Here is a 12210-nt window from a genome sequence, read left to right on the forward strand (position 1 = left end):
AAAAAAAGAAGAAATTGCCATTACAGCAACCTCCTCTTATATAAATTGTTATTCAAATACTTCTGTTGCGTTATCCACTTCCATCCCCAGAGCTACCCTTAAGGCTACCATACTTACCTCTAATTGCTCTAAATCTGGTTCTTTAGTTGTTATTTTTTGCAGACTAAGCCCCGGTACTGCTATCATCTTATACATGGGATTGTCCAGATGTTTACTGCTATATTTTTGAAATTCATAGGCTAACCCCGCCACCAACGGCATAAATACAATTCTTAAGACAGCTTTTAACCCAACCTTCACCCACATATTGTCAGGCTGAGGGATCATGAAATCCAGACTTGAAAATACAATTATACTTATCAGCATCACTATAAGCAAAAAACTAGTCCCGCATCTAGGGTGGAGAGTCGTGTACTTTACCGCGCTTTCCTTGACTAACTCCTCACCATTTTCAAAAGCATAGATACATTTATGCTCAGCTCCATGATATTCAAATACTCTCTTTATCTCCTTAGAAAAAGATATCGCCTTTATATATACAAGAAAAAATAATATTCTGAGTATTCCTTCAAAAATATTTGCATTCATCCTGTTGTCTTTAAACATAAAACTGCTCAAAATCGAAGGTAAAACCATAAATAGCCCTACTCCTAAAGCCAGAGCTGCCACTACAGTCATCATCAATTCCTTGTCCCCTAACTTTTCTTCCTCTTCTCCCGCTTCGTTGGCAGAAAATGACAATTCTTTGGTTCCCAAAATTAGAGTTTCAAACAGGATAGCGCCTCCCCTGATAAATGGAATTTTAGTCAAAAAATTCATAGATGGTTTTAATTTTGTTGTTTTATAAACTATTTCCCCTGTGGGTCTTCTCACAGCTGTAGCCAATGCTTTGGGCCCTTTCATCATGACTCCCTCTATTACAGCCTGTCCACCTACCGAAATCTTTTTTCTATCCATAATTATATTATTCCTCCTGTTCCGTATTACATATTTTTTATCATAAGAGTAATTTATGAATCACCCCTTCACAAAATAAAACTTTTTTGGCACAGAGTTTCACTGAGACCGGATTTAGAGGTCCTCAGAGTTTTTTCTCTGTGTTCTCTCTTTTTCCTTCTGTGTATCTCTGTGTCTAGTTTTCTATGTTTTCTCTTTTAATTTTCATCTATTATTAATAGATTCAATTTTATCACGAAAGGAGTTTTTTTTCAATTTTACACATATTCCAAGGTAACCGATTTTCCAAAGTCTTTTAAGATGGCCTCTAGTTCTGTAACGACTTTTAATTTAATATTAAAATCTATGGGGAAATCTGGGTTTTGATGGGCAGGATTCACAGCAGTCCCCGCCACTATCTTTATGTGACTGGCATCAAATAAAAGCAATCTTCCCAAGATTCCTGCTCCATCATTGCTGGTAACTTCCTTCCCTTCACAGATATATTCCTTTATATATTCCACAGTTTTATTGAGGGTCAACAATCCTTCTGTCACTAAACCTACTCCCCTCATATAACCTACTGGGGGCAGGTTATTTTCATATCCATCCAGATCGATCTTAACCTCTTCATCCCAAGCTTTAGATATTATATTAGCTGTAGTCCCCCCGCTGAGAACTACAACTCCCTGAGACTCCTCCACCCTCTTTATAAATTTTTCATCATCTTCTATATTTTTAGGAGGTCCTGTAAATAGATTTAAATATTTTACAGGCTGAAATTTAATCGATAAAACTGTTGTATCATCTCCCGGTTTATCATTATATAGGGTTTTGCAGACATCCAGCAAACTATTAGTTATATCCGTTGCATATTTTTGCTGGGATATATCCCTCAAAAAATCATTTATATTTTCCCATTGCCAGCCTAAATTAAGGTATTCGCCCACCCCGGCATGAACCGCTCCATCACTGACTACAGTCAATAAATCATCGGGACAAAATTTGAAATGACTCTCAAAAATCGTTTTTCCCTTTATGATTCTTTCCTTTCTATCTATAGACATATCACAGCCGTCTCTATAAAAAAATGTAGGAGGGTTTTCGTATTCGACCATATAACAGTCCCCATTATTATTTAACTTTATAATTGTAAAGGTAGAATAAGCAAGTTTTCTCACCTTACACTCAGGGAGGGTATTTATTATCGTTTCCAGAGTTTCCTCTATACTAGAACCGCCCTTTAACATGGTAATAGCTATCTTTGAAGTCAGAGTAGCCAAGATATTTGCCTTAACCCCACTTCCAAGACCGTCAGAAAGCACTAAAAGACACCCATCCTCTGTTTTTACAGTTTCCACCTTATCTCCACAGAGTTCCTCACCAAATTTATTTATACTTTTATATGAAGCATCAATATAATATTCCATTAAAGACTCTCCTCTTTGTTGAATACATCCTTCAATTTGTTGAAGGCCACCTTGGATTCTGCTGTTGTTTCTCCCAATAAACTAGCTATCTCCTGAGCTATCCTCATTTGTTTTTCCACTACTGTCTGGGTTATCTCAAAAGTTTTTTCTTTCAAACCTCTTATCTCTTCCTTCCTCAACTCGTCACTGGTTATGTCAGTAAGCACTATTAATATCCCTTCTTTAGAATTCATAGATATAATACTCATTCTCATATAGAGTTCCCCGTTCAGAAATGATTGTTTTTTCCAGATAATATTTTCCCCTTCCGAGGATACCTTATCTAATTTCCCTTTGGATATAAACTCCTCTATAGATCTCTCCTTAACTTCTTTTGGGGATATCCCAAAATACCTGCTGAAAGCCATATTACTCTCTATTATCTCATATTCATTGTTTAATATAAGGATAGCGTTAGGGGAATTTTCAAATATTTCATTGGTAACCTTATCAGCACATTTTTTCATATAGTGGATACACATCTCCTTGTGAGACATCCCCCTATATATAGATATAGCTTTTTGACGGCAGGTATCATACCCACATCCGCCGCAGTTCAATTCATCTTCCTTACTATATTTTTCCAAAGTTCCTAAAATTTCTATAATTTCTTCCTCAGTAGGCATCTTTTCCTCAAATTTTTTATTGTGGAAACTGGCACTAAAATCTATCTCACAGATATGATCGTTCTTTTCTGCTTTTTTATCATTTTCATTTAAATATTTTTTTAAGGTCTGTACTCTGGAAAAAGTAGTTGAAGAAGCATTTGATCCCCCCGGCCCTCCAAGACAACTTTGTTTACAGACACTTACTTCTACACAGGTTCCTGTAATAGTTCCTCTGGATAATTCATCAAAAAGTTCGATACATTCGTCTAATCCATCTACCCTTAATTGGGTCATTCCCTTCTCCTCGATACTCTCTCTTATCCCTTCTAAGATCCCCCCTACAACAGGATAGCTGCTCCCGAAATTACTTCCAAATCTGTCTACTTCTATGGATTCCTGATTTTGATAATCTATTCCCTCATCTTTTAACCACTGGGATACCTCATCAAAAGTTAAAACTGCATCTATGGCTCCTGTGTGTTTTTCAGACAATGACTCACACTTCTTAGCTATACAGGGTCCCAGAAAAACTGTTTTTTCCTTTGGATTCTCTTTTTTTAACAGATACCCATGGGAGATCATAGGAGATGTAAAGGGCATTAAATATGGTATCAATGCAGGATAATATTTTTCTATCAGGAGAACTACCGACGGGCAGCAGGTAGTTATATAGATCCCTTGATCTGTAGTCGATATATATTTTTCATATAATTTTGAGGTGATATCTGCTCCTACTGCTGTTTCCTCTATAAGATTAAATCCTAATTTTTTCAATCCCCATATAAATTCATTGGATTTTTCATAAAACCCCCTGAAAGATGGAGCTATAGAGATATTTACTTCCTCTCCACTCTTAAGTATTTTTTTCACAAAATCGAGATCCGAATGGATATTCCTGGCATTTTGAGGACAGCTGGAAAAACAATGGCCGCAGACAATACAATGATCTGAAACTATGTGAGCCTGATCATCCTCTATCTTTATGGCTTTTACCCGGCATGTTCGAACACATTTATAACAATTACTACAATTTGCTTCTGAAAAATTCATTATCTTCATAACACTCTCTCCTTTATGATATCTTTAAATTTCTTCTCTGAATTTTCTTTAGAAAATGAATAGATTTTTTCTTCCCCATCTACAATAACAGAAACTCCCTCTGTACAATTATTTAAACAAAAACAAGCTTTTAGCTCTACCTCTTTTTCCAGTCCCTCTTCCTCTATAATTTTTGTGATTATTTTTATAACATCATAAGAACCCTTTATATGACAGGCACTTCCTACACAAACCTTTAAAATCATCTTTTCCTCCTCAATGGATTTCAATCATCTATAAAATACTAAAAAATTTCCTCACAAATTACATATCTCAACAGTAATAATTTTTCCTATTTTCTTAATATTAATTCCTAATTTTTTTAATTATCTTTTAATAATAATATACCATATTATTATAGTTATTTCACAATTTTAAAGGGAGATATCTGACGATTAATTCCACTGTATTTTTAGGTGATTTTATCAACATTTAAAACTTTTATTTCAAATGCTTTAACAGATTCCCCTAAACTAATTTCTGAATCACTAGAGAGACTTTTTGACTTTGCTTAGATGTCAAAAAAGCGATTGACATATTATGATAGATATGATATTATGATCTAGTTACGCGTAGGTGGGGTTATCAGCAACCTGTGCCTGGCGATTAAATTTATGGAGGTGTTACAATGTACGCAGTAATCAAAACTGGAGGAAAACAGTACAAAGTTGCAGAAGGTGAAATATTAAGAGTAGAGAAATTAAATGCTGAAGTTAACGAAACTGTTGAAATGACAGAAGTTTTATTAGTATCTAACAACGGAGAAATGAAAGTAGGAACTCCTGTAGTAGAAGGTGCAAAAGTGTTAGTAGAAGTATTATCACAAGGTAGAGCTAAAAAAGTTATTAACTTCAAATACAAACCTAAAAAGTCAACTCATAGAAGAAAAGGTCACAGACAATCATTCACTGAAATCAAAATTACTTCTATCAAAGGATAATGACAGAGATCACTCTCATTAGACAGGATGAAGAAATTGTAGAATTTTATGGATGGAATCATGCTGAATATGATGAACATGGTAGCGATATCTTGTGTGCCGCGATTAGTATGATTTTACAACAAGGAGCAGCCGGTATTCTAGAATATCTAAATATCCCTGCTACTTATTCAACTAATAATGAAACAGGATTCTTAAGACTAGATCTTAAAACTCCAGATGAAGAGAAGTTGGAAAAATTGGATATGACTATTCATAGTTATAATCAAATTGTTTTAAAAAACAAAAGGGAAATAAATGCAATATTAGGAAGTATGGTAGTAATGCTAGACCAACTAAAAGAGCAATATCCCAAATATATGAAGATTTTCGAAGAGGAGGCTAATTAATGTTTAGAATTGAATTACAACTATTTGCTAAGAAAAAAGGACAAGGTTCTGTAAAGAACGGAAGAGACTCTAATCCTAATTACTTAGGTGTTAAAAAATATGATGGTGAGAAAGTAGTAGCTGGAAACATCGTTGTTAGACAAAGAGGAAACAAATTCCATGCTGGAACTAACATGGGGCAAGGTAAAGATCATACTTTATTTGCTTTAGTTGATGGATATGTTAAATTTGAAAGATTAGGTAAAACTAAGAAACAAGTTTCTATCTACTCTGAAAGAAAAAGTTTAGTATAAGCTTTTCAGATAAATCCCAGCATTTGCTGGGATTTATTTATTATATAGGTAAAATTCACAAGCAGATAAAAATTGAAAATTGAAAGTGGAAGACCAAAATATAAAAATTTTAATTTTCAACTTTCAATTTTCAATCGTGTTAACAATAGGAGGAAAAATATTTATGTTTATAGATGAGGCGATAATCACCGTCAAAGCCGGTAAAGGTGGAGATGGTGCAGCAACATTCAGAAGGGAAAAATATGTACAATTTGGTGGTCCCGATGGTGGAGACGGTGGAAACGGTGGAAGTATCGTATTCGTCGCTGACAACAACATCAACACCTTAGTAGATTTCAGATATAAAAGAGCATTTGTTGCAGAGAGTGGTACCAATGGTGCAAAAAAAAGAATGCATGGTAAAACAGGAGCTGACCTGATCATCAGAGTACCTGTAGGTACCATGGTAAGAGACTTTGAAAGTGGAGCTCTATTACTTGACCTAAATGAAAATGGTGAAGAAAGAGTTTTATTCCAAGGTGGAAAAGGTGGAGGAGGAAACATCCACTTTAAAAATGCAGTAAGAAGAGCTCCTAAGATGGCCGGTAAAGGTCGTAAAGGTAAGGAACTTAGAGTAAGATTAGAATTAAAATTATTAGCTGATGTAGCCTTAGTTGGATACCCAAGTGTAGGTAAATCAAGCTTTATCAATAAAGTTTCAGCTGCTAAATCAAAGGTTGCAAACTATCACTTTACTACTCTGGCTCCTAAATTAGGTGTTGTAAGAGTAGGAGATAACAGATCATTCCTAATGGCTGATATCCCTGGACTTATCGAAGGAGCCCATGAAGGTGTTGGACTAGGAGATAAGTTCCTAAAGCATATCGAAAGATGTAAGATGATCTACCATGTAGTAGATGTATCTGGTATGGAAGGTAGAACTCCAGAGGAAGACTTTGAGAAGATCAACAACGAATTGGAAAAATTCAGTAAAAGACTTGCAGGAAAAAAACAAATAGTTTTAGCTAACAAGATGGATTTATTATATGATATGGAAAACTATGAAAAATTCAAAATATATATGGCAGCAAAAGGGATCGAAGTATTCCCTATATCTGTAATTCTTAATGATGGACTAAAGGAAGTTGTAAACAGAACTTGGTCATTATTAGAGGAAATTCCTAGAGAAGAATTAGAAGAAGAAACAGACGTATTAGATATTTTAAAAGCTATCGAAGACGAAAAACCTGACTGGCATGTAGAAATAGATGAAGAGGGTGTCTTCGTCGTTACCGGTAAAATCGTTGAAAATGTACTTAATACCTATGTCTTTAATGACGATGAAGCTATTGTAAGTTTCGTACACGTTCTTAAAAACTTAGGATTGGAGAATCAGTTAATCAAAGCTGGTATCGAAGAATGGGATACTGTAAGAATTGAAAATGTAGAATTTGACTATATTGTTTAAGGATAAATAATAAGTTTATAGTTGAAAAATTAAAAAGATCTGAGAAAATTTCTCAGATCTTTTTTCCTCTTTAATGAAGTTTTCAACCCTGAACAACTATCTTTCTCTATCTCTTCTGTCATCTCTCCTTTTTTCCTGTTCTCTCTGATACCTTAAAAAGTCAACATTTTCAACCTTGGTAGAGCCATCCTCATAGGTGGTAACCATAATTTTATTATTTTCTTTATATTCTATAGAAACAACTTTTTTAGCAGGCTGAAAGTTACTGCATCCGATAAAAATTATAGATATTAATAACAACATTAGATATTTAAATACTTTCATAATATAACCTCCTCATTTACTACAACTATTAAAAAAATTAATGTAGATCAGGAGATTTTTCAGGGTCAAAAACTTCACTAAAAAGGGATTGATCGCTCAATCCCTCTTAATTATATTATATAAATATATTTTTTCTTATCTTTAAATTAGAATTTCGTACCGAATCTAACACCTAAATTTAATTCATTTCTTGACTCATCATCTACATTTGCAGAATATGCAGCGTAGTTAACATAAGGAACTACATCAAACGAACTAACTTTAGCTCTATATTGTAATTCAGGAAGTACAAATATATCTCCCGTTCCTTCACTACTTAATACTGAATAAAATTCTATTCCAATTTCATTTATAAAGTATAAATTCTTTGCAATTTCTTTTTCATAACCTAACGTTTGATAAATTGTTACATCGTATTTATTATCTTCATCTATCGATCCTTCAAATAAATCATTTGAGTATGTATCTGTTCCTTTTTTTACTTTATCATTTTTAGTTCCAGCAACATCTAAATAAACATCTCCATAAGTTGTCCAAGAATCATTTAATTTTCTAAAGTTTGAAAAAATAAATTGTGACGCAACTGTTCCCTCGACATCATCGTATCCAACATTAGCTACATAGTCCGTTGCAAATCCATAATATGTTGTTGATATTTTTGCTGTTATTGTAGTTAATCTTTTTTTCTCATAATCACCTTTTTCTTTTGCTGTACCATGATCAACATGTTTAGAAGTAAAGTTTTCAGCAGTATCATAACCATATGAAATTCCAGGTACGAATGTCCACTCTTTACCCATCATATCAAATGTTCCACCTTGATAGTCTAATCCAAAACTAGTATCCCAACCTTCATTAGTTTTATTCCAATTTTTATCAAAGTTAGTATCTCTATCAACATCATAGATAAATCCTAATTTACCCATATTCAATTTACCTTTACCCAAAGTAGTTGTAACATAATTAAGATCACTAATTTTATAATTACCATTTGTTGCTTTAGCAGATCTTCCAGGACCTTGTTGCATTCCTACTAAAACTTCACCAGCATAAGAACCGCTGAATCCATTTTCTCCTTCTTGTCTACCTATTACTAATCCCTCAATAGTACTGCTACTAGTAATAGTACTAATTTCAGCAGCCTTTTCAGCCGTTAAAACCGCTTCTTCTCCTGCTGGAGTATGTGCTGCAAATGTTGTAGCTCCTAAAGCTAGGATTCCTGCTAGTAATAATAATTTTTTATTCATGTTTTTTTCCTCCTAAAATAATTTCAAATTTGTTTTCTTAATGTTTCCTTTAAATTCTTTCTGGTTGAAAATGTTTCTGTTTATCCTGGTATCAGTGTAGTTTAGTAATTATTAATAGTCAATAGTCACAATTTTAACTATCATTAAAAGAGAATTAATATTCTATTATCTATTCAGCATAAATAATAAAAGATAGCAAATAAAAAACCTCTAACATTAAAAATTAATAATCTTTAATGTTAGAGGTTCTTATCTATTTGTTATAATTCTTATATTTTTTTTAGTCTTAAACACCATTGTGGATATAGAATCTAAAGAGTGAAGTCTTTAACCTTCTACCTATCTAGTTTTAAAGCCCTCTTTCTCGCCTGTCACTTTTTCTTTCTTCCCGTTCCTGTCTTTCTTGCAACTTTATAAAACCTAAATTTTCTACCTTAGTTGATCCATCTTCATAGGTAGTAATCCTTATATTCTCTGTTTTTTTATCTTCTACTGAAACAATCTTTTTATATGGCTCTAAATTGCCACAACTTATAAAAATTAATGATATTAATAATATCATTAAAAATTTTATTTTTTTCATAATATCCCCTCCATTATACGACTACGATTATTAAAAATAATTTTTTATTAATAAATTATTTTTAAATGTAGATTAGGAGATCTATTAAATATGTCAAAAACTTCACTCTTATTTAAAATATAACACATATCTACTAAAAAAATAATGTCTGCTGTCTTAAAAGAAGTTAATTTAATAAAATTATTTCAACCTTTAATCTTAATTTTATTTTAAATAATAGTAAAATTTTAAACTTTATTGGAGGGATTGACTACTCAATCCCTCCAATTATAATTTGTATTTTAAATTTTCATTTTTTTGAATTTTCATTACAATTTGTATTTTTCTTAAAAAATATTCACTATAGTTTATGAAATTACATTGCGTATGAAAGTCCTACAGCTACATAACCTTGTGCTCCAACGTTAGATGTATGAGTTTTGAAATCATCCTCTGTTAATAAACCAACTGTACCATATGTACTGAAGTTATTTGTCCACTCATGGTTTAATTCTATGTATGTCTCTGTATTTACTAGAGTTGAATCACTGTGTAATTCATTGTCTTCATGGTTAAACTTAACAGGTGTTATACTCGCTTCTGTATGGAAAGCTAATGTAGTAGCTTCATCAGCTGATGTATATAAGTTATAGTCATAGAATAAAGCAGTGTATAATGCTGACTCTGTAGCTTTACCTGTAGAAGTAGTTATAGATCCTAAAAATTCTATCTCTGTAGAGAAACCATATCCTAAAGTCCATCCCATATCTATATCATATAATATTTTTTGAACATCATCACTATATCTTGTTCCATCTGTAGAGTATGCGTAATCAGCTTTTATATCATTTTGTGTTTCATTCACTGTTCTTCCTGAAGTGTTTCTTACATGTGTAAATTCTAAACTTGCATCTGCATAGTCTGCACCTATATAGCTTGAAAAGTCAACAACTGGTCTGTATGAATAAATTCCTGCATTAGATCCTGCCTTATACATTCTTACCCTTTGGCTTAATCCTAATTCTGTATCACCAATTTTACCATTGTTGTAAGTCATATCAAATCTGAAGTTGTCATCTGATTTTTGAGCTTTTCCTGGATAGTCCATATATGTTCTCGTTCTTAAAGCCACAGATACTTTATCTGTTAAGTTTAACCCGATTTCATTTTGTAATCTCATTTGTCTATCATCTTTAGCTTCAGTGTCGGTATAGGCTTTAAATCCTTGATTCCAGTAACCTGTGATATCTTCCTTTGGTGCTATTACATCTTTAAATGTATCTAATAAGTCTCTTGTTCCTTCTGCTGCAAATGTTGTAGCTCCTAATGCTAAGATTCCTGCTAGTAATAATATTTTCTTGTTCATGAATTTCCTCCCTAAAATAAATCAAAATTTGTTTTAAAACTTCTTCCCTAGTTTTTCAGAATAACCGGTGTTCCCAGTAATTTCTTACTATCAGTTTAGGTTAGTAACCTCCAATAGTCAATAGCCTTTTAATACCAACAGATTAAAAGAGAATTAATGTTCTAATATAACTTTAGAAAAAATAATCAAAAGGAGGATCAAAAAAAACTTAAAATTAAGAATTAATAATTATTAATATCAGAATTCTGAATAATTTTGTTCCAATTCTCTGTGTTTTTTTTAATTTCCGAACATAAAGTAAGATTAAAAAGTATTAATCTAATAAATTTTATAACTTGATCTTAAACGATAACACAAAATTTATCATAATATGCATTACTATGAAAAACCATACATTATAATGAAAACTAAAGGACGAATTATATAAAGAAATCAATCTATTTAGATGACTTTCATTTTCTCAAAACCTCCTCAGTGTAAATCTACACCAGTTATATGGTATAATTTAAGAAAAAATGGAGGTATTGTTTATGAAAGGTATTGTTATCTTGGGTCCTACTGCTGTAGGAAAAACAAGTTTATCTATAAAGTTAGCAAAAAAATTAAATACAGAGATAATCTCAGCTGATTCAGCTCAGGTGTATACTGGAATGGATATAGGTACAGCAAAGGTCGATTCAGAGGAAGCACAGGGAATATTTCATCATATGATTGACATAGTAGAACCTATAAATAAATATAATGTAGGAGAGTTTCAAAGAAGAGTAAATATGATCCTGGAAACTTTTGAAAATGAGAAAAAAACACCTATACTGGTCGGAGGAACAGGCTTGTATATAAACTCTGTAACTAATGGTTTGGCAGAACTGCCTCAGTCAGAGCCTTTACTTAGGGAGCAATTAGACCGTAAAAGTGCTGAGGAACTATATGAAGAGTTAGAAAGAATCGACCCCTGTGCAGCCAAAGATATCCATCCCAATAACAAACGTAGAGTAGGACGAGCTGTAGAAATTTTTCACCTTACAGGAGAAAAATTTTCTGTCATCAGTAAAAGAAATATCAAAAGAAATAACTTTGATTTTATTAAGATAGGTTTAGAAAGAGACAGAAACAATCTATATGAAAGAATAAACTTGAGGGTTGATCTTATGGTTCAGGGAGGACTCATCGAAGAGGTTAAGAAACTCTATACTATATATGGAGAAAATCTGAGAAAGATCAATGTCATAGGATACAGTGAAATTATAGATTATTTTAAAGGTGAGATAACTTTTGAAGAAGCCGTTTTTCAAATAAAGCAAAATTCCCGTCGATATGCCAAAAGGCAGTTTACATGGTTTAAAAATGACCCGGATGTTGTCTGGTTTGATGTGGAAAAAATGAGCGAAGAGGAAATTTTGGAAGAGATTCTAAAATTAATTTAAAAAAATAACTGACATTGGTAAAAAACATATGAAAAAAGGTTATAAACCACACTAGTTGGTTGATATTTTATTTTTAGTGTGCTATCATTGTAATGATGATATTATAG

13 protein-coding genes are annotated in these 12210 nt (G+C 32.5%); 5 read left to right on the top strand and 8 right to left on the bottom strand.

What is annotated here, in order from left to right:
• Positions 1-48: 48 nt before the first annotated feature.
• The 4 genes from NRK67_15785 to NRK67_15800 all read right to left on the bottom strand — a co-directional run bounded on the left by NRK67_15785 (position 49) and on the right by NRK67_15800 (position 4317).
• Positions 49-957 (bottom strand): DUF1385 domain-containing protein, encoded by a 909-nt coding sequence (locus NRK67_15785; protein ID UUV18727.1) that lies wholly within the window; start codon positions 955-957, stop codon positions 49-51.
• A gap of 257 nt (positions 958-1214) precedes the next feature.
• A complete protein-coding gene (locus NRK67_15790) occupies positions 1215-2366 on the bottom strand; it encodes a serine/threonine-protein phosphatase (GenBank protein UUV18728.1) in 1152 nt (383 codons plus the stop codon).
• The gene (locus tag NRK67_15795; GenBank protein UUV18729.1) at positions 2366-4072 is read right to left on the bottom strand and encodes a PAS domain S-box protein; all 1707 of its coding nucleotides are present in this window, start codon (positions 4070-4072) and stop codon (positions 2366-2368) included. The genes NRK67_15790 and NRK67_15795 overlap by 1 nt, the downstream gene beginning before the upstream one ends.
• Positions 4069-4317, bottom strand: coding sequence for a (2Fe-2S) ferredoxin domain-containing protein (locus NRK67_15800; protein UUV18730.1), 249 nt, complete (start codon positions 4315-4317; stop codon positions 4069-4071). Before NRK67_15800 ends, NRK67_15795 begins: the two co-directional genes overlap by 4 nt.
• Positions 4318-4739: 422 nt before the next feature.
• Here NRK67_15800 and rplU point away from each other — a divergent pair, with 422 nt between their 5' ends.
• The 4 genes from rplU to obgE all read left to right on the top strand — a co-directional run bounded on the left by rplU (position 4740) and on the right by obgE (position 7180).
• Positions 4740-5051 carry a 50S ribosomal protein L21 gene (gene rplU / locus NRK67_15805; GenBank protein ID UUV18731.1) on the top strand — a complete coding sequence of 104 codons (312 nt, stop codon included), beginning with the start codon at positions 4740-4742 and terminating at the stop codon, positions 5049-5051.
• Positions 5051-5440: a ribosomal-processing cysteine protease Prp gene (locus NRK67_15810; GenBank protein ID UUV18732.1), complete on the top strand. Its 390-nt coding sequence runs from the start codon at positions 5051-5053 to the stop codon at positions 5438-5440. Before rplU ends, NRK67_15810 begins: the two co-directional genes overlap by 1 nt.
• Positions 5440-5733: a 50S ribosomal protein L27 gene (gene rpmA, locus NRK67_15815; GenBank protein ID UUV18733.1), complete on the top strand. Its 294-nt coding sequence runs from the start codon at positions 5440-5442 to the stop codon at positions 5731-5733. The genes NRK67_15810 and rpmA overlap by 1 nt, the downstream gene beginning before the upstream one ends.
• Before the next feature lie 163 nt (positions 5734-5896).
• Positions 5897-7180: a GTPase ObgE gene (gene obgE / locus NRK67_15820; GenBank protein ID UUV18734.1), complete on the top strand. Its 1284-nt coding sequence runs from the start codon at positions 5897-5899 to the stop codon at positions 7178-7180.
• Positions 7181-7276: 96 nt separating this feature from the next.
• On the opposite strand, the gene NRK67_15825 is transcribed toward obgE, so the two are convergent.
• The 4 genes from NRK67_15825 to NRK67_15840 all read right to left on the bottom strand — a co-directional run bounded on the left by NRK67_15825 (position 7277) and on the right by NRK67_15840 (position 10679).
• On the bottom strand, positions 7277-7504 hold the full coding sequence (locus NRK67_15825; protein UUV18735.1) for a hypothetical protein: 228 nt from the start codon (positions 7502-7504) through the stop codon (positions 7277-7279).
• Between the two features lie 146 nt (positions 7505-7650).
• Entirely contained in the window at positions 7651-8751 is a 1101-nt protein-coding gene (locus NRK67_15830) for a hypothetical protein (protein ID UUV18736.1), read from the bottom strand.
• Positions 8752-9100: 349 nt separating this feature from the next.
• A complete protein-coding gene (locus NRK67_15835; GenBank protein ID UUV18737.1) occupies positions 9101-9334 on the bottom strand; it encodes a hypothetical protein in 234 nt (77 codons plus the stop codon).
• Between the two features lie 355 nt (positions 9335-9689).
• The gene (locus tag NRK67_15840) at positions 9690-10679 is read right to left on the bottom strand and encodes a hypothetical protein (protein ID UUV18738.1); all 990 of its coding nucleotides are present in this window, start codon (positions 10677-10679) and stop codon (positions 9690-9692) included.
• A gap of 515 nt (positions 10680-11194) precedes the next feature.
• On the opposite strand from NRK67_15840, the gene miaA reads away from it, so the two are divergent.
• Positions 11195-12103: a tRNA (adenosine(37)-N6)-dimethylallyltransferase MiaA gene (gene miaA, locus NRK67_15845; GenBank protein ID UUV18739.1), complete on the top strand. Its 909-nt coding sequence runs from the start codon at positions 11195-11197 to the stop codon at positions 12101-12103.
• The last annotated feature ends 107 nt before the right edge of the window (positions 12104-12210 follow it).

The organism is Fusobacteria bacterium ZRK30, from assembly GCA_024628785.1.
Lineage (GTDB): Bacteria > Fusobacteriota > Fusobacteriia > Fusobacteriales > Fusobacteriaceae > Psychrilyobacter.